The following is a 21,662-nucleotide window of genomic DNA, read 5'->3' as shown; positions in this document are numbered from 1 at the left end:
CTGCCCGGCGGCACCGGCGCGTCGGCGCCCTAGGCGGCGGGGTCGGCGCCGCTGGAGGCGCTGGTGTCGTCCATCTGCAGGGCCAGGTACAGGCGCACGCAGTCGTCGGTGTTGCCCAGGTCCACGCCGCAGAGTCCTGCGATGCGCTGCATGCGGTAATCCAGCGTATTGCGGTGGATGGCCAGTGCCTTGGCGGTGGGCGCCATGCGCATGCCGGCGCCGAACCAGACCGACAAGGTCTTCAACAGGTCGCCGCGCCGGTCCTGTGCCAGCAGTGCCTGCAGCGGCTTGCGCAATTCGTCGGCCTGCCAGGCCTGGCGCAGGTCGTCCACCAGCACCGGCAGGCGATGGTCGTCGTAGAAGAACGCGTCGGCCTGCGGCGCGCGCGCCTTGCCGATGCGCATGGTGGTGCGCGCGATCTGGTGCGACAGCGCCAGCCCGTTGGGCTGCGGGAAGTATTGCCCCAGCGCGAGGCGGATGCGCAGCGGGCTGCTGGCACGCATGCGCTCGAGCAAGGTATGCGCGCGACGGCGTTGTTCGCCCACGTCCCAGTGGCCGCGGCGGTCCAGCGCGGGCTTGAGCACCACCAGTTCGTTGAGCGCGGTGGCGGCGATCAGGTTGCCGCGCTCGGGCGTGGCCAGCAGCGTGTGCAGGCGCTGCAGTTCCACCAGCATGGCGTCCAGGTCGAGGGTGCCGCTTTCCACTTCGATCACGGCCGCTACGCGCGGCAGGTCCAGCGCGATGCCGAGCCGTTCGGCCCAGCCGGCCAGTGCCGGGGTCGGTCCGTCGGCGCGGATCAGGCCGAGCGTGACTTCCTCGCGCAGGCGCGCATCGCGGGCCAGCAGGCGCAGCAGGCCGGCCTGTTCCAGCATCGCTTCGGCGGCCATGCGCACCAGTTCGGCCTGTTGCCCGATCCGCTGCGGCTCGCCGGTCAGCCCGACGCAGCCGACGATGCGGCCATCGGCGATCAGCGGCAGGTTGACGCCCGGGCGCACCGCGTCCAGCTGCCGGGCCAGCGCCGCATCGATCTCCACCCGGCCCTGCCTGGACAGCACCAGCAGCGCGCCTTCGTGCAGCTGGCCGAGGCGGGCCGGCTCGCCGCTGGCGATGATGACGCCGGTGTGGTCCATCACATTGACGTTGCCGTCGATGATGGTCATCGCGCGGTCGACGATGGACTGCGCCAGGGTGCGGTCGAGCGTGAGCATGGGCTGGGGTCTGTTGACGGGGTGAGGGAGGCTGCGGTGCCATGGTCGGCATGCACGTCGCCAAGCATGAGGCCAAGGCGCGCAGATGAGCGCGCGTCGCGGCCATGCTGCGGTTGCGCGGCGTCCGGGCCGTGAACCGGGCACGCCACCGGCACGCTGCGCTCATCCGCCTGCACGGCAGTGCGCGTCCGAGGCTGCAGGCAACGACGTGGTTACTTTGTCCTTTCGGCCGACGCGCCGCGCTGCATGGGCCATGCCCTCATGCGGCAGCCATGCAACGCACGCCGCTCTGCAGCAGCAGGATCTGGGCGAGGCAGCTGCGTGCGGCCATCACTGCAGGTCAGCGCCCCCCGACGTACGCGCCATCGTCTGCCCCACCTGCAATGTCGCCGCCACGTTGCGTGCGGCGATGCGCACGTTGCTGGCGGCTTCGGCCAGCGCCTGCTCCACCGTGCAGGCGCGGTGCACCACCGCAAACATCGCAGCGATGCCGTGCCCATGCAGCCGCGCGGCGCCGTTGCCCAGGCAACCGGCGATGGCGATCACCGGCTTGCCGTGCCGCTGCGCCACCCGCGCCACGCCCACCGGCGTCTTGCCGTGCAGGCTCTGGCTGTCCAGACGGCCTTCGCCGGTGATGACCAGATCGGCCTGGGCGACCAGCGCATCCAGCCCCAGCGCCTGCGCCACGATGTCCACGCCGGGCCGCAACTGCGCGCCCAGGTACGCCACAAGCGCCGCGCCCAGGCCGCCGGCCGCACCGCCGCCGGGCAGGTCATGCAGGCGCACACCGAGGTCGCGCTGCAGGAGGTTGGCGTAATGCTGCAGGTTGGTATCGAGCTGGCGCACCATGCTGGGCGTGGCGCCCTTCTGCGGGCCGAACACCGCCGAAGCACCGGTCGGGCCGATCAGTGGGTTGTCCACATCGCAGGCCACTTCGAAGTGGCAGTCCTGCAGGCGAACGTCCAGGCCGTCGGTCTCGATGCGGGCCAGCGCCGCCAGCGCGCCGCCGCCGGGGCCGATCGCCTCGCCGCGCGCATCCAGCAACCGCACGCCCAGGGCCTGCGCCAGGCCGGCGCCGCCGTCGTTGGTGGCACTGCCGCCGATGCCGATGATGAAGCGCCGCGCACCGGCATCCAGCGCGGCCAGGATCAACTCGCCCACGCCCGCGGTGCTGGTGCGCAGCGGCGCGCGCTCGGCCGGCGGCACCAGCGCCAGGCCGCTGGCGGCGGCCATTTCGATCACCGCGGTGCGGCCGTCGCCGGTCAGGCCGAAGAACGCCTGCACCGGGGTGCCGAGCGGGCCGCTGACCGTGCAGGCGATCACCCGCCCGCCGGTGGCCGCCACCAGGGCGTCGACCGTGCCTTCGCCGCCATCGGCGACCGGCACCTTGCGGTACTGCCAGTCGGGGAACACCTCGCGGAAGCCGGCCTCGATCTGGGTGGCCACCTCCAGCGCGGACAGGCTTTCCTTGTAGGAATCGGGGGCGATGACGATCTTCATGGGCACACTCGCTGGGACGGACGCATCACTGGTTCACCGCGCGTGCCGGCACCCGCAGCACCAGCGCCGCGCCCAGCAGCATGGCCCCGGCCAGCACGTACAGCGCCAGCTCGGTGCTGTGGGTGGCGTCCTTGATCCAGCCCACCAGGTACGGGCTGACGAAGCCGGCAACCTGGCCGGTGGAATTGATCAGCGCCAGCCCGCCGGCCGCCGCGGCGGCGGTGAGAAAGCCGTTGGTCAGCGGCCAGAACAGCGGCAAGCCGCTGACCGCGCCCATCGTGGCCAGGGTCATGCCGAACAGGGCCAGCGCGAGGTTGTCGGTGACGCTGGCGGCGATGCACAGCCCCGCCGCGCCCATCAGCAACGGGATCACCAGGTGCCAGCGGCGCTCGCCGCGGCGGTCGGCCGAGCGGCCCATCAGCACCATGAACACCGCCGCGGCCAGGTACGGGATGGCGCTCATCAGGCCGATCCGGGTCGGGTCGGTGACACTGCTGCCCTGGATGATCGACGGCAGCCAGAAGTTGATCGCATACACCCCGCTCTGGATGCAGAAGTACACCGTGCCCAGCAGCCATACCGCCGGGTTGCGCAGCACCGCGCCCAGCGAGGTGGAGGCGCTGGCCGGCTTGCCTGCTTCGTCGGCGGCCAGCGCGCGGGTCAGTGCCTGCTTCTCCTGCGGGTCCAGCCAGCGCGCCTGCTGCACGCCATCGCTGAGCAGGAACCACACCCCGATGCCCAACAGCACCGTGGGCAGGCCCTGCAGCAGGAACATCCATTGCCAGCCGGCCAGACCGCCCTGCCCGGCCGAGAAATGGCTGAGGATCCAGCCCGACAACGGCCCGCCCAGCACCCCGGAGATCGGAATGGCCGACATGAAGACGGTCATGACCCGGCCATGCTGGGCGCGCGGGAACCAGCGCGTCAGGTACAGCACGATGCCGGGGAAGAAGCCGGCCTCGGCCGCGCCGGTGAGCAGGCGCAGGGTGTAGAAGCCGGCCGGCGTGCGCACGAACATCAGGCAGGTCGACAGCAGGCCCCAGCTGACCATCATGATCGCCACCCAGCGGCGCGCACCGATGCGCTGCAGGATCAGGTTGCTCGGCACCCCGCAGGCCAGGTAGCCGATGAAGAAGATGCCCGCGCCCAATCCATACACGGTCTCGCTCATGCCCAGGTCGCCCAGCATCTGCAGCTTGGCAAAGCCGACATTGACCCGGTCCAGGTAGTTGAACAGGTAGCAGACGAACAGGAACGGGATCAGCCGCCACAGGATCCTGCGGTAGGTCGGGCCCAGGCCGTCGGAGGGCGGCAGAGGCCGGGAGGCTTGGGTCATCGCACGCTCCAGCAGTGGGTAAGCCCACCGGTGCGCAGTGCGTTGGCACCGACGCCACACAGGGGTCGGCGCATTCTAGTTGGTGCTTTTTCCCGGAAGCATCGTCAGCCTGCTGCCAGTCCATGGCAGATCGGCGCTAGTTTTTGTGCAAATGCCCAACTTCCCCAGGAGGCACGCGAGCCATACGCCGGACTCGGAGCGCACGCACGACAGACCGTCTCGCCTTTGCGAATCCCGACTCCCGACTGCCCAATCCCAGCACTACCTCCCCACTCCCGATTCCCCATTCCCCGCCGCATACGCCTGCGCCTGCCCCATCACCCGCAGCAGGTTGCCGCCCCAGATGCCGGCGATCTGCGGCTCGGTGTAGCCCTTGCGCAGCAACCAGGCGGTGATGCGCGGCAGGTCGGAGACGTCTTCCAGGCCGACCACGCCACCGCCGCCGTCCCAGTCCATGCCGATGCCCACGTGCTCGGGTCCGACCACCTTGAGCACATGCTCCAGATGGGCGAAGAAATCCTCCTCGGTGGCGCGCTTGATCGGGTAGCGCGCATCCAGGTCCTTGAGCGCGGCGCTCAGGGCGGTGCCGTCGGCGATCTTGATGTGCTCCCAGCCGCCGTATTGCTCGGTCAGCGCCTTCTCGGCGGCCTTGCGCTCGGGGCTGGCGCCGCTGTCGACCAGGTAGCCGCCATAGGAATTCACCTGGATCACCCCGCCGTGTGCGGCCAGCACCTTCAGCCGCGCGTCGTCGATATTGCGCGGATGGTCGAACACCGCACGCGCGCCGCTGTGCGAGAGCACGATCGGCACCGGCGACAGCGCGATCAATTGGTCGAACACCGCATCGGAGGCATGCGATTGATCGATCACGATGCCCAATGCCTGCGCCTGCTGCACCAGCTGCTTGCCGGCCGGACTCAGGCCCTTCCATTCCGGTCCCTTGGGATCGGTGGCCGAGTCGGCGAATTCGTTGTTGAGAAAATGCACGGTGCTCATCAGGCGCAGGCCTTGCGCGTAATAGAACCGCAGCAGCGTGGGGTCGGCCACCAACGGGCTGGCATTTTCCATGCTGATGTACACCACGCGCTTGCCAGCGGCCTTGATGCGCGCGGCATCGGCCGGCGTGGTGGCGAAGGCGAAGCGCTGCGGTTGCGCGGCCAGCAGCGTGTGGATCTTCAACAACCGCTGCAGGCCGGCATCGCGATCGTCCAGGTGCGCGGCCGCACTGCGATCGCCCTGCCCGGTGTAGACCGCCCAGAAGCCGCCATCCAGCGCGCCTTCGACCATGCGCGGGTAATCCACCTGCGACAGCCGGTTGCCGGCATGCGCCTGCAGGACGTCGAAGTCGGGGCGCTCCAGATTGGCCGGCGTGTCCAGATGCGAATCCAGCGTGACCAGCCGCTGTTGCAGAGCGGTGGCGCGCGCCAGTTCGGCCCTGGAAAACTCCAGCGCGTGGCTGGGTGCGGCCACGGCCAGACTCAGCACGATGGCGGTGCACAGGCGATGCAGGGTCATGGCAGCTCGCAGAAGTTGGGGGTGTATCGATCATAGCCGCGCTGGCCTCAGCCGCTGCACGATCAGGAGGTTCGCCTGCGTGGTCCGGGGCGTCGTCGCCGACCACGCCCCGGCGCTCACTTGCGTTCGAAGAACTCGTGATAGGCCTTGGATTTGCCTTCCGGCGACTTGCCCACCCCATTGCGGATCAGCGTCTTGCCATCTGCAGAGAACGTCCAGAACTCGCCGACGATCACGTCGTCGTCCTTCATCTTGAGGATCTGGTAGGTGTCGGCGCCGGTCTTGCTCACCGCGATCTGGTTGAAGCGCGCCTGCTCGTTGAGCGGGCTGGGTTTGCCGTCCAGCGTGGTGACGTAATCGACCTTGTACGGCGTGTCCGGGCGGGTGGTGTTGATGGAGTGGTACTCGATGCGGTTGTCGGAGAACTGCACGTTGATGGTCAGCCGCATGCCCTTGGGAAATTTGCCGTCGCTCCAGTTGGATTTGGATTCCACCAGGGTCCAGGCGCCGTCGTGCGGATCGGCCGCCGATGCGGCGAACGTGGCAGTCAACGCCGAGACGGCGAACAGGGCGGCGGTCAGAAAGGTGCGCATGGGCGGTGTCCTTGGAGGCTGGGATAGTGGGCGGTGCTGTCGGGTAGCTGCTTGGCGTCGGGCGATCGTCGGGAGCTGGGCATCAGAAGTCGGTGCGCGATTCCAGGTGCTGTTCGACCTGCTCGCGGGTGGTCCACAAGGTGCGGAACTCGCCCTTGGACAGCAGTGGCAGCTGGTCGCTGATGTGCGCCGAACCAGGCTGGCTGGCATTGCCGTAGCTCATCAGGCCCTTGGCCTTGAGCGGCGTGGAAAACTCCACCAGCGAGACCCAGGTTTCGCCGTGCTGCGGCAGGCGTTGGCCATCGGTATTGGGCGGGTTCCAGGTGATCACATCGAACGCACCGAGATTGCCGAAACCGCCGCGCCCGGGCACATCGACAGCGCCCAGGTGGAAGCGCGACACCTCGCCATACGGCCGGTCGATGGCGCCATAGGTCTTCTTGGTGCTGGCGACGGCCTGCTTGAGTCGGCGCAGCGCCAGCGCCGGGTCCTTCAGGCCGCTGGGTGTGGTCAGCGGCGCGTCCAGCGACCACGGCGTGGCATAACCGGCCTGCGAGAGGTAGCGCGCATCGCCGGTGAACAGGCGCGCCCATTCCTCGAACAACAACGCGCCGCGGCTGTCGGCTTCGAAGTGGCGGTCCCAGGCCTTGAGCACGTCGACCGCAGCGACAATGTCCGGATCGGTGCTGTCTGCGGCTGCGGCGTACAGCTGCGGCAACGTGCGATCGGCCGCCAGCGCCTGTGCGGTGCGCTTGAGTGCCACCAGCTGGTCGAAGTCGATGCTGTCGTGCTCGGCCAGCATCTTCACCGAGTTCTGCGCGCGCAACGACATCGGCCCGGTTGGGGCGACATAGGCCGGAAATGCGCTGGGGTCCAGCGCGCGCGGCCAGCTCGCCAGCCACGGCGGGTCGTTGGTGTTCTGCACGAAACCGCCGGCCGGATTGATCACCTTGGGCAGCTCGTCGTAGCTGTGCACATCGCTCCATAGCGTGGACGCGGTATCGCCGGGCACCAGGCCGCTCCAGTACTTCAGATCGCCTTGCGCATGCCTGGGCAGGATGCCGTTGTCCAGGAACAGCACGTTGCCGGCGTTGTCGGCATAGACGATGTTGAACATCGGCACCTGCAGCTGCTTGAGCGCGCGCTGGAACTGCGCAAAGTCCTGCGCCTTGCCCATGTCCCAGTACTGCTTGAGCATGTCGGGGCGATCCAGGCCAGCCACGCGCAGCGCCACGGTACTGCCGTCGTAGCGTTCGAACACCGGGCCGTGCACCGACTGCCGCACGTCCAGCGTCTGGGTTTTCAGCGCGCCATCGGCCTGACGGATCTTCAGCGTTCTGGTCTCCCGCTTGAACGGCAGCACCTTGCCGTCCAGCAGATAACCCTCGCCCGACAGCGTGAGTTTGTAGGTGGTCTGGCCCAGCAGCGTGTTCACCGTATTGGTGAAACCCAGTTGCTTGTTGAAGCCGAAACGCAGGATCGGCAGGCCGACCTGGGTGGCGCCGTACAGATCCACGCCCGGTCCGTTGAGATGCGCTTCGTAATAGGTGAAAAAGCCGCTGCCCCAGGGCAGGTGCGGGTTGGCCAGCAGCATGGCATGGCCGTCGCGGGTCTTGCTCGGCATCAGCGCCCAGGCATTGGAGCCATCGCGGGCCTGGCCGTCCTTGGGCGCTTCGCCCAGCACCTTGGCCGGCGAGGCGATGTAGACGTAATTCATCAGCCGGTGCGCGTGCGCCACCACGTCCACGCCGGTGATCGGCAGCACCACCTTGACGTTGGCGTCCAGGGCCTCCGGATGTGCGGCCGCGTAGGCGTTGATGCCTTGCGCGAAGGCGTCCAGGTCGGCACGAAAGCCCGGGGCCTGCTGCCGGTACCACTGCTGCGCGCGTGGGTAGACAGCGTTGCTGACCAGCCAGCGATCCTGTTCGGCGTACTTCTCGCCCCAGTATTCGGCGGCGCGGCCGCGCGCTTCGCCATACAGATGCAGCAGCAGATTGCCATGGCTATGGGTCTGCGCCCAACCGAAACCGTAGAAGGTGCCGGCTTCGGTCCTGGCATAGACATGCGGCACGCCGTAGCGGTCCCACAGGATCTCGCCGGTGTCCTTGCCGGCGCCGGCAAGCGCCGCCAGCGGGACACACGCCAACGCGATCAACAGCCCTGCGCAGATGGAAGCGCTGCGCGCATGCGCCCGCATCGAAGAAAGTCGCGGCACTGGGTCACTCCTCAAAAGGTGTAGGTCAACTTGGTGTAGTAGGACCCGCCGGTGAAGCCGTACGGCACGCTGGTCACATAGAAACCGCTGCCGGTGCTGGCGACCGCACCGATGTTGTTCGGGTATTGGTTGAACAGGTTGTTGGCGCCGAGCGTCCAGGTGATGCGCCCGGACAGTGCGTAGGACGCTTCCAGATCGGTGATCCATTTGGCCGGCACGTGTTCGTCGTTGGCCGGGTTGTTTTCCAGCACGTCGAAGCTGCCGAAGCGGTTGACGCGCACGTTGAGCGCGAAGTCGCCGATCACCCAATTGCCGCCCAGCAGCAGCTTGCTGCGCGGGGTGCGCGACAGGTAGCCGCGCGAGGCACGGTCGAACAGTTCGTAGCCGGCGCCCAGCGAGTCCAGTGCGGACGGGTTGTCGGCGATGCGGGTGATCTCGGTGGTGTTGTAGTTGTAGCCCAGGTTCCAGTTGACCCGGCCCCAGTCGCCGGCCTCCATGCGCCAGGTCGCCACCACGTCCACGCCTTCAGTGCGGGTGTCGATGGCGTTGGTGAAGTACTGCGCGCTGTCGACGCCGGACACGCCGGCGCGGGTGAGCAGGTCGGTGATCGCCGCACCGGTGATGTAGCCGGTCATGCCGATGCGGTCGTCCAGATCGATGCGGTAGGCATCCACGGTGAGGCTGAGCGCGCGCGTGGGGTTGTAGGTGAAGCCGATGCTGGCATTGGTGGATTCCTCCGGCTTCAGCGGTTCGGCCCCCAGTGCCAGCGCGGCGGGGGAATCCACCGGCAGCGTCTTGGCCAGGAACAGCTCGCGGTCGCCGTTGTCCAGCGTGCGCCAGCTGCTGTTGGTGGCCGCGTACAGGGCCTGCGCCAGGGCCGGCGCGCGGAAGCCGGTGCTGGCCGCGCCACGCAGCGCGAAGGTCGGGGTGATGGCCCAGCGCGCGGTGAACTTGCCCACCGCGGTGTCGCCGGCCGAATCATCGAAGCGCTCGTAGCGTCCGGCCAGGCCCAGCGACACGCTGTCGGCCACGTCCCAGGTCAGGTCGACATAGGCCGCGCCGCTGTTGCGATCCAGGCTGCCGGCTTCGTCGGGCTGAAAGGTGATCGCGCCCTGCGCGCCGGGCGGCGGCGCCTGCCCGGCACGCGGATGCCCGGCCGGGAACACGTAGCTGCCGGCCGCGTAGGCCGCCTGCTCGCCGGCCTGGATCTCGTATTTTTCGTAGCGATGCTGCACACCCAACGACACCTGCAGCGGGCGCTCGGCCAGTTGCAGGCCGCGGGTGATGTCCAGGCTGGTGGTCCAGTCGGTGGAGGTCAGCTGGCCGAGATAGAACGCGGTGGGGCTGGTCGGCCCCAGGCTGGCGTTGAGCGTGTGCAGGCCGTCGCGTTCGGAGGCGTTGCTGCCGTAGCTGGTGGCCAGGTCCCAATCCCACTGGCCCCACAGGCCCTTGATGCCGGCGGTGAACTCGTAATCGGTCTCGTCGATGCGCAGGCGCGGGCTGTACCCGTCCGGATAGATCTCCTGCAGGGTGTTGTTGGCGTTGGGATTGCGGAACGACCATTCCAGGTCGCTCAGGCGGCGGCTGTAGGTGGCGTAGGAATACCCACGCAGCTCGCCGCCCAGGCCCAGTTCGGCGTTGTAGGACAGGTTGGCGCCCTTCTGCCAGGGCTGGCCGAAGTTGCGCGTGATCAGGCGGTTGGCGGTGGCCTCGCGCGGGTCCGGCTGGCCGTTGACCGGGTAGTACAGCCGGTAATCGTCGGCCACCGGTACTGCGCGATTGGAGCTCTGCTGGTACCTGGCGTCGGCGGCCAGATAGACGAAGCCGTCGCTGCCCAGCGCCAGCCCCTTGCCGATGCTGGCGCTGCTGCTGTCGCCATCGGCGCGGTCGATGTTCTGGCCCCACAGCAGGTCGGCCTTGCCACCCTCGGCATCGGACTTGAGCAGGATGTTGATGACGCCGGCGATTGCGTCCGAGCCGTACTGCGCGGCGGCGCCGTCGCGCAGCACCTCGATGTGATCCACCGCCGAGACCGGGATCAGGCTCATGTCCACCGGCACCGAACCGCGCCCGACGATGCCGGCGATGTTGATGCTGGCGGTGCGGTGGCGGCGCTTGCCGTTGACCAGCACCAGGGTGTGATCCGGATTGAGCCCGCGCAGCCCGCCGGTGGCGATCACATACGAGGTGCCGTTGCCGGATTTGGCCGGTGCATTGAACGAGGGCACCAGATCGTTGAGCGCCGACAGCAGGCCCGGGCGACCGGTCTTTTCCAGTTCCGCCGCGCCGATCACATCGATCGGGGTGGGGCTTTCGGTGACGGTGCGCTGCACGCCGCGTGCGCCGGTGACCACCACCGCATCCAGGTTGCCGACTGCGGCATCGGCTGGCGGTGCAGCGGCTGGTGGCGTCGGTGCGGATGCGTCCACCTGTGCGTAGCCCACGGCGGGATATCCGTGCAACGCGGCCGTCATCGGCTGCGCCGAGGCCAGCGTGATGCGTTCGCCATCGTCTTGAACCACGCTCAGTCCGGTGCCGGCCAGCAACTGCCGCAATGCCACGCGCGATTCCAGCGTGCCCTGCACCGCCGGCGTGCGTACCTGCTGCAGGTATTCGCCGGGTGCCACGATCTGCACGCCGGCCTGCCGCGCAAATTCCGGCAACGCCACCACCGCATTGCTCTCGGGGAGCGAGAACGTGCGCCCCTGCGGCGAGGCTGCCAAGGCCGCTCCCGCTGCCATCGTCGCCACGGCCGTGCCGATGGCCTTGCTCAAACGCCTGCTTGCTGCCTGCATCACTGCTCTCCGCTGGCGCGCGTGCGCCGCTGTCCGGTCGTCGTCACCGTTGCTGTGTGGCCCCCTGTCTGTTGGATGCGTGGCCGCCGCTTTTCCGCCATCGACATCGCGGGTGGTGACGTGCAGCGGTGCACCTCACTGCGCGAGCGCGCCGCGCAAGTGGATGCCGCCACGGGTGTGTTCGATCTGCAGGCCCATGCTCAGCGCAACGGAGCGTGCGAAGCCTTCCGGATCGTTGGCCGAATACAGGCCGACCACGGTGCGCCGCGCCACCGCGGGGTCGTCGATCAGGATGCGCATGTCGTTGTAGCGGGCGAATTCGGCCGCGGCCTGCGCCAAGGTGTCGCCGTCGAAGGCGATCATTCCCTCGCGCCAGACCAGCAACTGCTGCACGCGCCGTGCTGGCAGCGGCTGCACCTGCACCGCCTGCGTCGGGCTGACCATGGCCAGCATGTTGGCGGCCACCCGCTGCGGTGTGCGCCGGTCGGCCTCCACTTCGACGGTGCCTTCGCGCACGACGACCTTGACCGCATCGTCCTGCCGCCGACGCACGCTGAAACTGGTGCCGACCGCGCGCACTTCCGCGCCGGCCGCCATCACCACGAACGGGCGATGACGGTCCTTGGTCACATCGAACAAGGCCTCGCCACGCAGCAACTGGATCTGGCGACGGTCGGCGCTGAACTCCACCACCACTTCCGAGCCGGAATTCAGCGTCACCGCCGAGCCGTCTGCCAACGGCAGGCGCAACACCTCGCCGATGCGGGTGAGGTGATGGCCGCTGCCGGGCGCGCCGGTGTCGGGGACGGCGGGCTGCAATGCCAGCATGCCGGTAGCCGCAGCGACCACGCAGGCGGCAAGTGCGGCCAGCCACCTGCCGCGTCGATGCGTGCGCCGCGAACACGTCGCTTCCGCGGCAAAGTCCTGCCCCAGCGCGCGCGCACGATCGAAATGCAGATGCACCGCGTGCGCCCGTGCATAGGCGCCGCGATGGCGCACGTCTTCGGCCAACCAGCGGTCGCGCTGCACGCGCTCGGCCGGCGTGAGCGGATCGCGGTCCTCGCGTCCCACCCAGGCGGCGGCAATGTCGTCGATGCTGCGCATGCTCAGCTGCCGCGCTGCGGATCGGCCAGGCGCGTGGCCGGCGCGGCGTGGCCCGCGGCCGGTGCCGATGCGGGCGTGCGGCCCATGCGTGCCATCAGCAGACGCAATCCCTTCACGGTGTGTTTTTCCACGGTGTTCTCGCTGATTCCGAGCCGCGCGGCAATCTCGCGCTGCGACAGGCCGTCGACCTTGCGCAGCAGAAACACCTGGCGGCATTTGTCCGGCAGTGCCGCCAGCGCTTCGCCGATGCGGCGCAGCTCCTGACCGGCAATGGCGTGGCGCTCAGGTGAGCGCTCGTCCTGTGTGATGTCCAGGCGCTCGATTTCCGCCACGCTCTCGATCGACACGATCCTGGCGCGGCGCACCTGCTGCAGCAGCACCGACTGCGCAGCGGTGAACAGATAGGCGCGCGGATTGGCGATATGACCCACCTCGCCCAGCCCGGCCAGGATGGCGTAGGTCTCCTGGATGACGTCGTCGCAATCGACGTTGCCGGGGGCGTGCTTGCGCAGCCAGCGCCGCAGCGCCGGCTCGTGCGGCAGGACCTGCGTCGCCAGCCAGGCGGCGCGCTGGGAATCGATGGCCGGCATCTAGGACGCGGCCGCTGACGTGCCCGCACGTCGAAGTGAGGAAGTCATTGCGTTCTCCGGGGGTTCGAGCGAAGGACCTGCTCTTGAAGTCACGATGCGCCAGCGGCGCAACTCCGCCATGCACTCCGACGGGTGGCCCGCTGCGATGGCACTACCCGCGCAGCGCGCGCCGGACATCGACAATGTCCGGTCGGATGCGGCCAACGAAATGGCCGTTGGCAATGACCTGACTGCCTTGGGTTATGCAGGCGCGCCGCCACGCCAATGGCAACGCGAATGGCAACCCCGTGGTGATGGGCGGCGCCGTGCAGGGCACTGCAGTATCTGGCGGTCTGAACGTGCGGCATCCGGGCGCGACGAGCGGCGCCGATGCGCTAGCGAGTACGGTGTTTATGGGGCCGGGCGTGCTGTGGCGATGTCGATCCGGGGACCATGACAAAGTCCGGTTTCGGGGGCCAATCTGCGCCAGGCGGTGCCGGACATCACCGCAGGGCCGGTGGGTTGGTGATCGGTTGCCGCTGCAACCAGCCGCAGGTCATCGGCGGATGGGCCCGATACGCGCAGGCCGAAGATGGCCTGGCCGGTGGTCCTTCGAGCGGCTGGCAGAAGCGATCGGGCGTGCGCAGTTGGCAGCACGCAGCACGCAGCACGCAAACGATTTGATCTGGCCTGCAAGAAATCCATCGCACGCGCCTGATCAGCGCGCAGTGGTGCTGCGCGCCGTGTTCAGTCGCCCAGTTCGGACAGGCGTGCGCGCACGCTCTCCACATCGACGTGCTCCCGCAGGTGCAGCCACTGCCGCGCCCACACCGAGCGCAACACGATCCAGGCACCGAACACGCCCAGACAGGTCGAGCCCAGCGCCAGCGTCAACGGATGCAACGGCGAGCCGCTGCCGGTCTGGAACAGATACATGAAGGCCCCGGAAAACAGCAGCCACACGCCGAACACCGGCCAGTTGCTGGCCAGCAGGCTGGCATGGGGCCGCTCGATCTCGCGCAGCAACCGGGTCAGCGCCTTGCGTTCCTCATCGTCCGGTGTCATCGACTGGCCGCTCCACGGATTGGTCGCCGCGCTAGATCACGCGGCAGAAAACAGCCTTCAGGTAGCGCGATTCCTGCACGTGCGCCATGAACGGATGGTCCGGACCGGCACCGGCCACCTTCAGGATCTGGATGGTGCGCCCGGAGAAATACGAGGCGCGCCGCAGCATGTCCAGAAACTCCTGCTCGGCCACCAGCCCGGTGCACGAGAAGGTGGCGAACAGGCCGCCGGGCTTGACCACGCCCAGCGCCAGCTTGTTCATGTCCAGGTACTTCTTCAGCGCCGGGATCACCTGCTCGCGGTCGCGGGTCATCTTGGCCGGGTCCAGGATCACCACATCGAACTGCTCGCCGCGGTTGGACGCATCGCGCAGCCACGGGAAGATGTCGGCCTGCACGAACTTGGGCCGCACGTTGTTGAGCTTGGCGTTGCCCTTGGCGATGGCGATCACGTCCTCGTCGATGTCCACGCCCAGCACCTCGGACGCACCGCGCGCGGCCGCATACACCGCAAAGCCGCCGGTGTTGCAGCACAGGTCCAGCACGCTCTTGCCCTCGACCTGCTCGCTCAGCCACTGGCGGTTCTCGCGCTGGTCGGCGAAGAAGCCGGTCTTGTGCGCACCGGCCGGGTCGGCGCGGAACCTGATGCCGTACTCGGTGATCACCGATGCTTCGGTGGTGGTATTGCCGTGGAAATCGAAGCTTTCCTGCTTCTGCACGTGTTCGTCGGCAAAGCTGTGGAAGCGGCAGCCCGGGAACTGCGCGCGCAGCGCCTCGTAGATCCACTCGCGGTGGCGGAACATGCCGGCGGCGAAGAACTCCACCACCACCAGGTCGCCATAGCGGTCCACCACCAGGCCGGACAGGCCGTCGCCTTCGCTGTGCACCACGCGCCAGGCATCGGACACCGCGTCGAGCTTGAGCCAGTCGCGGCGCAGGCTCACTGCCGCGGCGATCTTGCGCGAGAACCAGCCCGCATCCACCGGCACCGCCTGGTCGGTCTCCAGGATGCGCACGGCGATGCGCGAGTGGCCGTTGTAGAAGCCGCGGCCGACCCACTCCCCGTCCACGCCGACCACATCGACGATGGTGCCGGGTTTGGGCTTGGCGGCGGGCTTTTCCACCAGCTTCTGGAAGATCCACGGGTGGCTGGAGCGCCAGGCATTCTTGAGTCGGACGACGGGGACTGGAGTATTCATCCGCCCATTGTATCCGGCTGGATTGACGTGCCTGCCCTCCGGCACGCAGAATCGGGCGCAGAAGGGGAGTAGCTCCCAGCGTTGTCGCCGTCATGACGAGTCCTGCCAGCCAGGCTCCGGTGCAACGGCAACCGGCCAGGCCGGTTGTGAGCGAGACCTTCGCCGCGCAGGCGAAGGTCCGTCACCCGGAATCCACGATTTCCGTGTCACAAGGCCTCAGCCCACCGGCTGTCCAGGTCGTTTCACTTTCGGGATTCTTTTATGCAAACCATTGGCAATGTCTGGTTATGGGGCGGCTTCGCGATCGTGGTGATCGTGGCCCTGTTGGTCGATCTGGTGCTGATGCGCCACGGCGGTGCCCACAAGGTCACCTTCAAGGAAGCCACCTGGTGGAGCATTGGCTGGGTGCTGCTGGCGCTCGCCTTCAACGCCGGCCTGTGGTGGTACCTGCAGGGCAGCATGGGCGACGCGGCGGCCGACCGCATCGGGCTGGAGTTCCTGACCGGCTACCTGGTCGAGAAATCGCTGGCGGTCGACAACATCTTCGTGTTCCTGATGGTGATGACCTACTTCGGCGTGCCCGAGGAACAGCGCCAGCGCGTGCTGATCATCGGCGTGCTGGGCGCGATCGTGCTGCGCGCGATCATGATCTTTGCCGGCTCGGTGCTGCTGACCAAGTTCCACTGGCTGCTGTATGTGTTCGGCGCGTTCCTGCTGCTGACCGGCATCAAGATGTGGTTCTCCGCCGGCAAGGAGCCGGATCTGGAAGCCAACCCGGTGCTGCGCTGGATGCGCGGGCATCTGCGCCTGAGTCCGCAATACCACGGCCATGCGCTGAGCGTGATCAAGGACGGCAAGCGCTGGTTCACCCCGTTGTTCGTGGTGCTGATCCTGATTGCGGTGATCGATGTGATCTTTGCGGTGGACAGCATCCCGGCGATCTTTGCAATCACCACCGACCCGTTCATCGTGCTGACCTCCAACGTGTTCGCGGTGCTGGGCCTGCGCGCGATGTTCTTCCTGCTGGCCGGCATGGCCGACCGCTTCCACCTGCTGCCGTATGGGCTGGCGGTGATCCTGGTGTTCATCGGCACCAAGATGATGATCATCGATCTGTACAAGATCCCGGTGCTGGTCTCGCTGGCAGTGGTGATCGTGATCCTGGTCTTCACCATCGTGCTGAGCCTGCTGCGGCCGCCCAAGCCGGCCAGGCACTGAGGGGCTGGGAATCGGGAATCGGGAATCGGGGACGGTAGCGCCGCGTGTGTTGCTGGCATCCAAGCGCACCGACCATCTCGACAGGTCCTTGCGCTCACCGTCGCGGGCCCTTGAGCGGCATGGATGCCGCGCCAGAGCCTGGCTACCCGAGATCCTGGTCGTCACCATCTGCTGAGTTTGGTGCGGCCACCCAAGCCGGCCCCCGCACTGACAGGCTGGGAGTCCGGAGTCTGCAATTGGGATTCGGGAACGGCCGCGCTGCATGCACTGCTCACAACCAAGCGCACCGACCAACTCGACGGGCCCTTGCCTGCTCACCGTCGCGGGACCTTACGCGGCATGGATGCCGCGTAAGAGCCTCCATGGACGTACTTGCGGCGTGTCCCGCGACGGTGGGCGGGCAAGGGCCCTGCAGCCAAGCCGCAGATCGTCTGCCCTACGACCGAGGCATCCACACCGTTCAATCCCCTCTCAAGGCCGCCGGGATTTCAGGCGCCAGGTCGCTGGGGCGTTCCCGGGCCGAACTGGCGAGGGCGTGATGCCGCGCATGTTCGTGTCGCGCCCCGGTCACCTGCATGGTGCCTTGCGGCCGCTGCGCCAATGTTCGGCGGCGGGGCTGGATTATCCCGTCGTCGGGCCTGCTTATCCCGAGGCGGATAGCTTGTAAAAAATCCGCGCGACGCCATCCGTGAAGGTATGACACCGCCTCCTGTTGCCGCCGCCGACGCCACCGCGCAAGACCGCCTGGATCGTTCCCGGGTGTTGCGTGCCTTCAACTTCAGCCTGGCCGCCGTGCTGCTGCTGGTGGCGGTGTTCACCGCCCAGGGCATGTTCGACTGGCGCGCCTGGGCGGTGGCACCGCTGCAGGCCGACGGCCTGCTCGGCATCCTCACCGCACCGCTGCTGCATGGCTCGCTCGCGCATCTGGGCGCCAACGCCGCCGCGCTACTGATCCTGGGCACGCTGGCCGGCAGCGTGTATCCGCGTGCCACCGCCCTGGCGCTGCCGTTGTTGTGGCTGGGCTCGGGCCTGGGCGCGTGGTTGCTGGGCGAGCCCGGCAGCCGGCATCTGGGCGCCAGCGGCGTCACCCACGGGCTGATGTTCCTGGTGTTCGTGCTGGGCCTGCTGCGCCGCGACCGCCCGGCGATCGCCACCAGCATGATCGCCTTCCTGTTCTATGGCGGCATGTTGCTGACCATCCTGCCGCACGAAGCCGGCGTGTCCTGGCAATCGCATCTGGGCGGCGCGGTGGCCGGCCTGATCGCCGCGTTGCTGCTGCGCCTGCGCGACCCGCAACAGGCCAGGCCGCGCTACAGCTGGGAGGACGAAGACGAGGACGCTGCGTGGGAAGTAAGCAATGGCGAGCACGACGTGCTGGAACCGCCACCGCCGCGCCAGGTACCGGTGCTGTGGCAGCGCCAGGAAGACGGCTCGCACAACGTGGTGCTGCACTTCCCACCGCGCGAGCGCCCACCGGGCAGCTAGTGCCTGCATGGAGCAACGACCCAAACGGCCCCTGTTTCCCGTAGGAGCGTGCCTGCGCGCGACAGGGCATTACCGGGACCGCCCCATCGCGCGCAGGCACGCTCCTACAAAGGCGCTGCCTAGCGCGATGCTTGCCCCCGCAACGCACGCCGTGCCAGGCCCGGGTCGTCGGCGAAGAAGGCATCGATGCCGGCGTCCAGATAGGTCTTGAGTTCGGCCAGTGCACCGGCGTCGTTACGCTCGGTCACCGCGCCGCTGCTGCGGTTTTCGGCAGCCAAGAAGTAGTTCTCCGGGCGGAACGTGTACGGCTGCACCTGCAGTCCTGCCGCATGCGCGTCGTGCACCAGGCTGGTCGGCGTGCCCAGGCGTTGCTGCGCATCCAGCGGAATGATGCTGCGGATGTCCGGGCCGATCGCATCGGCGTAGCTGGCAACCTGCGTCAACCCCTCGGGCGTGATCATCTGCCCGTAGGTCCGCGGCGCGCTGCCCACGCCCGCATCGGGCAACGCCATCTGCGCGCCGGCCAGCAACTGCAGCAGGCGAATGTTGCTGCTGCGCCCGATCTTGCCGCGCAAATAACGCAGGTTGCCGGTCTCGAACGACTGGATCACCACCGGTGCGGTCTGCGTGTAGGCATGCGCACGCAGGCTCGCCAGCACCTTGTCTTCCATCGCCAGATGCAGCCGGCTGAAATAGCTCGGGTGCTTGATCTCCGGAATCAGCCCGATGCTGCGCCCAGTTGCCGCCGATTCGGCTGCGACAAAATCGATGATCTCGTCGAAGGTGACGATCTGAAACTGCCCATCCCAGCGCGTGCCGCGCAACTGCGGCAGACGCTCGCGCGCGCGCAGCGTCTTCAATTCGGCCAGCGTGAAATCCTCGGTGAACCAGCCTTCCATCGCCTGGCCATCGATGGTCTTGCGGGTCTTGCGCGCAGCGAACTCCGGGTGACTGGCCACGTCGGTCGTACCGCCGATCTCGTTCTCATGGCGCGCCACCAGCACGCCATCCCTGGTGGACACCAGGTCCGGCTCGACAAAATCGGCGCCATCGACAATCGCTTTGGCATACGCGGCCAAGGTGTGTTCCGGGCGCAGTGCGCTGGCGCCACGGTGCGCAAAGATCTGCACCGTCTTCGCCAACGGCGCCTCTGCCAACGCGGGCCCGCTCATACCGACCATCATTGCCCCCAACAGCCAGATACGGTGAAACTGCATCATGCCTTTCTCCAACTGAGTGTTGCCATCAGACGCTGGCCCTGATCGTCAAGCCGGCGTGGCAGGTGCTGGTTACCGTCTCATGGATCGCTGATGCGCTGCGTTGCCGAGCACGGTCGATGCCCACCTAACGACGCGTCACAACGTCTGCCAACCACGAAGACGCCCAGCATCATCCGGCATCGGTAATTCCTAAACAGCAACAAGACCCGCTTTTACGATTCCCGAATCCCGATTCCCAATTCCCGTCCTCAAAACTTGGCATCCAGCGTCAAAAACACCTGCCGCGGCGCGCTGGCATGGAACGCCAGCTGGCGGCCAGTCGGATCGCTGTTGGCGAACGCGGTGAGATTGGACGCGTACCGCTTGTCGGTGAGGTTGGTGACGTTGAGCGAGAGCTTGAGCCCCTGCAGCACGCCGGCCTGGCCGAAGTCGTAGCCAGCGCCCAAGTCGAACGAGGTGTAGCCGCCAAAGCCCTGATCGTTGGTGTAGGTGTAGTAGCGCTGGCCGGTGTACTTGCCGCGCAGATTGATGTTCCAGTTGGCGTAGTTGAACGCGATTTCGCTGGCGAACATGCGCTTGGGCGTATCCACCGTGGTCTTCCCGGCGGTGGGGATGGTCACCCCGTTCTGCACATAGTTGTCGTCGTAGGTCGAACGGTTGATCGAGGCCGAGTTGTACCACTGCAGGTAGCTGGTCGGCTTCCAGATCACCGTCAGTTCGCCACCGCGGCTGCTCACCGAACCCACGTTGAAGAAGCGTGTGGTGCAGGCCGGCGTGGTGCCCTGCTGGATGCTGGCGCAGGGATTGAGCGAGAGCAGGCGGTTGTCGAAGGTGACGTCGTAGCCGACCAGCGAGGCTTCGAAGCGGTCACGCACGAAGCGATAACCGGCCTCCACGGTGCGCGACTTTTCCGGCTCCAGCGCACCGGCGCTGGCATCGAACGAGGCCTGCGTCACCAGCAACGGACCACCGGCGCCGCCGCCCTGGAACGCGGCAATGTTTTCCGCGTACGAGGCAAACACCTCCTGCCCGTCGGCGATGCGATAGCCCAGGCCGACCTGCGGCAGCACCGACTCGCTGGCCTTGATCGAGCCGGTCGCCACCGGTGCTTCCACCGCCAGCCCCGGCGTCTCGCGCGCGGTCATTTCGGTGCTGGGGCTCTTGATGCCCAGATCCACGCTCAGGCGCTCGTCGAGGAACTTGAAGTTGCCCTGCACGTAGAACTGCCGCGTGGTGATGATGTAGTTCTGCGAGAACAGCCGGCGATCCGGATCCTGCAGGAACTTGTCGTCGCTGACCGGCCCGTCGATCCAGTAGAAATTGCGCTCCACATCGTGGTGATTGCGCTCGTACCACAGCCCGGCTTCGAGGTGATGCGCGCCCAGGTTCCAGCCGAGTGACGCGATGCCGCCGGTGCGGTTGATCCAGTAATTGGTGCTGCGGATCGAGATCGGCAGCGCCTGCGGCGTCCCCGGATTGGATGCCTGGCCAGGCGACCACCAGTGGCCCTGCCCCTTGTTTTCGTGGTGATAGACCTGGGTGTGCAGGCTGATCGCATCGTTGGGCTGGAAGTCGCCGGCCACGTAGAACAGATCGTCGTCGCGCAACGCGCGGCTCTGGTAGTAGGCATCGTCGACATTGTCCACGCCGCCGCTGAAACCGCAGCGCGCCGCATTGCGCGTGGCCGGTGCGCAGTACGCCGCGGCCAACGCGCGGTTCCAGTCCGGTGCGTACAGGTTCCAGTCCCAGCCCAGGCCACGCGCCATGCCGCTCTTGGACAGATACGCATAGTCCGCCTGCGAGGTGCGCGAGGTATCGGCAAATGCGGTCAGCTTGCCGCCGTCAAACTGGTACACGCCCTTGGCATTGAACTGCCGCGTGGTGGTCGGCGAGTCCGGGCGCGTCCACATGTCGGCTTCGGCATTGATGCCGGACAGATAGGCCGAAAAGCCGTTGTAGTCGCCGGTGTCCACACGCAGGAAGGTGCGGCGATTGGCGTCCGAGCCCACCGTCTGCGACAGCTGCCCGCCGAACACGCTGGACGGATCGGCCGAGTAGTACTGGATGGTGCCGCCCAGGTTGCTGGTAGATGCAGTGCCCAGCGCGCCGATGCCCGAGGCCAGCTCCACGCCGCCGAAGTTTTCCGCAATCAGGGCGCGGCTGATGTTGAGGCCGTTGTAGTTGCCGTAGGCGTTGTCGCCCAGCGGCAGGCCGTCGAGCGTATAGCCCAGGCGCGTGCCGTTGAAGCCGCGCAGGCTGATCGTCTGCGACTCCTCGTTGGCACCGAAGGCATCGTTGGATTGCACGTTCACGCCCGGCATGCGGTTGAGCAGCTTCTGGATGCTGGTACCCGGCGGCAACACCGGGATGTCCTGCTGGGTGATGCGCTGCACCTGACGCGTTTCGCCCTGGCCGATCACCGAGACCGCATCGAGTTGCTGCACGGTCGTGCCGGTGTCGGCAGTCACGTCGGGGTCGGCAGCATGGGCGGCCGGCGACAGCACGAGCGCGGTAAAGACAGCGGCACTTAAGAGATGGGTCTTGGGCATGGGCGGCAGGGAACGAGTCAAAAGATGACGGCAAGCGTGCGACAGCTGTCTTGCGCCGATGCGACGGCCAGGTGACAGTGCCGCGACAGTCG

Annotated in this window: 15 protein-coding genes; 2 read left to right on the top strand and 13 right to left on the bottom strand. The window is 67.4% G+C overall.

Annotation, left to right across the window (positions count from 1 at the left end; translation table 11 throughout):
- Positions 1 to 29: 29 nt before the first annotated feature.
- The 11 genes from EO174_RS08615 to EO174_RS08560 form a co-directional block, all read right to left on the bottom strand.
- Positions 30 to 1,208: a sugar diacid recognition domain-containing protein gene (locus EO174_RS08615; RefSeq protein WP_126943780.1), complete on the bottom strand. Its 1,179-nt coding sequence runs from the start codon at positions 1,206 to 1,208 to the stop codon at positions 30 to 32.
- A gap of 330 nt (positions 1,209 to 1,538) precedes the next feature.
- The gene (locus tag EO174_RS08610) at positions 1,539 to 2,708 is read right to left on the bottom strand and encodes a glycerate kinase (protein ID WP_115678203.1); all 1,170 of its coding nucleotides are present in this window, start codon (positions 2,706 to 2,708) and stop codon (positions 1,539 to 1,541) included.
- A 25-nt stretch (positions 2,709 to 2,733) separates the two neighbouring features.
- Entirely contained in the window at positions 2,734 to 4,044 is a 1,311-nt protein-coding gene (locus EO174_RS08605) for an MFS transporter (RefSeq protein ID WP_164740140.1), read from the bottom strand.
- Between the two features lie 261 nt (positions 4,045 to 4,305).
- Positions 4,306 to 5,559, bottom strand: coding sequence for a dipeptidase (locus tag EO174_RS08600; protein ID WP_126943774.1), 1,254 nt, complete (start codon positions 5,557 to 5,559; stop codon positions 4,306 to 4,308).
- A 116-nt stretch (positions 5,560 to 5,675) separates the two neighbouring features.
- Positions 5,676 to 6,152: a hypothetical protein gene (locus EO174_RS08595; protein WP_126943771.1), complete on the bottom strand. Its 477-nt coding sequence runs from the start codon at positions 6,150 to 6,152 to the stop codon at positions 5,676 to 5,678.
- A gap of 82 nt (positions 6,153 to 6,234) precedes the next feature.
- Positions 6,235 to 8,367 (bottom strand): acylase, encoded by a 2,133-nt coding sequence (locus tag EO174_RS08590; RefSeq protein ID WP_241235908.1) that lies wholly within the window; start codon positions 8,365 to 8,367, stop codon positions 6,235 to 6,237.
- Positions 8,368 to 8,378: 11 nt separating this feature from the next.
- The gene (locus tag EO174_RS08585; protein WP_206515055.1) at positions 8,379 to 11,141 is read right to left on the bottom strand and encodes a TonB-dependent receptor; all 2,763 of its coding nucleotides are present in this window, start codon (positions 11,139 to 11,141) and stop codon (positions 8,379 to 8,381) included.
- 156 nt (positions 11,142 to 11,297) lie between these two features.
- Positions 11,298 to 12,266 carry a FecR domain-containing protein gene (locus EO174_RS08580; protein WP_126943765.1) on the bottom strand — a complete coding sequence of 323 codons (969 nt, stop codon included), beginning with the start codon at positions 12,264 to 12,266 and terminating at the stop codon, positions 11,298 to 11,300.
- Positions 12,267 to 12,268: 2 nt separating this feature from the next.
- Complete coding sequence (locus tag EO174_RS08575) at positions 12,269 to 12,856, bottom strand: RNA polymerase sigma factor (RefSeq protein WP_126943762.1); 588 nt, start codon at positions 12,854 to 12,856, stop codon at positions 12,269 to 12,271.
- Positions 12,857 to 13,582: 726 nt separating this feature from the next.
- Positions 13,583 to 13,900 (bottom strand): hypothetical protein, encoded by a 318-nt coding sequence (locus EO174_RS08565; protein WP_104650381.1) that lies wholly within the window; start codon positions 13,898 to 13,900, stop codon positions 13,583 to 13,585.
- 31 nt (positions 13,901 to 13,931) lie between these two features.
- A complete protein-coding gene (locus tag EO174_RS08560; RefSeq protein ID WP_104585916.1) occupies positions 13,932 to 15,098 on the bottom strand; it encodes a class I SAM-dependent rRNA methyltransferase in 1,167 nt (388 codons plus the stop codon).
- 261 nt (positions 15,099 to 15,359) lie between these two features.
- Here EO174_RS08560 and EO174_RS08550 point away from each other — a divergent pair, with 261 nt between their 5' ends.
- Complete coding sequence (locus EO174_RS08550) at positions 15,360 to 16,316, top strand: TerC family protein (protein ID WP_016901852.1); 957 nt, start codon at positions 15,360 to 15,362, stop codon at positions 16,314 to 16,316.
- 696 nt (positions 16,317 to 17,012) lie between these two features.
- On the top strand, positions 17,013 to 17,801 hold the full coding sequence (locus EO174_RS08545; protein ID WP_104650383.1) for a rhomboid family intramembrane serine protease: 789 nt from the start codon (positions 17,013 to 17,015) through the stop codon (positions 17,799 to 17,801).
- Between the two features lie 119 nt (positions 17,802 to 17,920).
- Here EO174_RS08545 and EO174_RS08540 read toward each other — a convergent pair whose 3' ends face one another.
- Both EO174_RS08540 and EO174_RS08535 read right to left on the bottom strand, forming a co-directional pair.
- Positions 17,921 to 19,021, bottom strand: coding sequence for a glycerophosphodiester phosphodiesterase (locus EO174_RS08540; protein WP_164740139.1), 1,101 nt, complete (start codon positions 19,019 to 19,021; stop codon positions 17,921 to 17,923).
- Between the two features lie 248 nt (positions 19,022 to 19,269).
- Complete coding sequence (locus EO174_RS08535; RefSeq protein WP_126943755.1) at positions 19,270 to 21,570, bottom strand: TonB-dependent receptor; 2,301 nt, start codon at positions 21,568 to 21,570, stop codon at positions 19,270 to 19,272.
- Positions 21,571 to 21,662: the final 92 nt, after the last annotated feature.

The organism is Xanthomonas sp. BRIP62418, assembly GCF_003993495.1.
Classification (GTDB): domain Bacteria; phylum Pseudomonadota; class Gammaproteobacteria; order Xanthomonadales; family Xanthomonadaceae; genus Xanthomonas; species Xanthomonas euroxanthea.
The sequence above is the reverse complement of the archived record's forward strand: the minus strand, read 5'-3'. Positions and strand labels throughout refer to the sequence as shown.

Bases quoted from the DNA above. Each gene is read 5' to 3' on its own strand.
- EO174_RS08615 (WP_126943780.1), bottom strand. From the start codon at position 1,208: ATGCTCACGCTCGACCGCACCCTGGCGCAGTCCATCGTCGACCGCGCG.
- EO174_RS08610 (WP_115678203.1), bottom strand. From the start codon at position 2,708: ATGAAGATCGTCATCGCCCCCGATTCCTACAAGGAAAGCCTGTCCGCG.
- EO174_RS08605 (WP_164740140.1), bottom strand. From the start codon at position 4,044: ATGACCCAAGCCTCCCGGCCTCTGCCGCCCTCCGACGGCCTGGGCCCG.
- EO174_RS08600 (WP_126943774.1), bottom strand. From the start codon at position 5,559: ATGACCCTGCATCGCCTGTGCACCGCCATCGTGCTGAGTCTGGCCGTG.
- EO174_RS08595 (WP_126943771.1), bottom strand. From the start codon at position 6,152: ATGCGCACCTTTCTGACCGCCGCCCTGTTCGCCGTCTCGGCGTTGACT.
- EO174_RS08580 (WP_126943765.1), bottom strand. From the start codon at position 12,266: ATGCGCAGCATCGACGACATTGCCGCCGCCTGGGTGGGACGCGAGGAC.
- EO174_RS08575 (WP_126943762.1), bottom strand. From the start codon at position 12,856: ATGCCGGCCATCGATTCCCAGCGCGCCGCCTGGCTGGCGACGCAGGTC.
- EO174_RS08565 (WP_104650381.1), bottom strand. From the start codon at position 13,900: ATGACACCGGACGATGAGGAACGCAAGGCGCTGACCCGGTTGCTGCGC.
- EO174_RS08560 (WP_104585916.1), bottom strand. From the start codon at position 15,098: ATGAATACTCCAGTCCCCGTCGTCCGACTCAAGAATGCCTGGCGCTCC.
- EO174_RS08550 (WP_016901852.1), top strand. From the start codon at position 15,360: ATGCAAACCATTGGCAATGTCTGGTTATGGGGCGGCTTCGCGATCGTG.
- EO174_RS08545 (WP_104650383.1), top strand. From the start codon at position 17,013: ATGACACCGCCTCCTGTTGCCGCCGCCGACGCCACCGCGCAAGACCGC.
- EO174_RS08540 (WP_164740139.1), bottom strand. From the start codon at position 19,021: ATGATGCAGTTTCACCGTATCTGGCTGTTGGGGGCAATGATGGTCGGT.
- EO174_RS08535 (WP_126943755.1), bottom strand. From the start codon at position 21,570: ATGCCCAAGACCCATCTCTTAAGTGCCGCTGTCTTTACCGCGCTCGTG.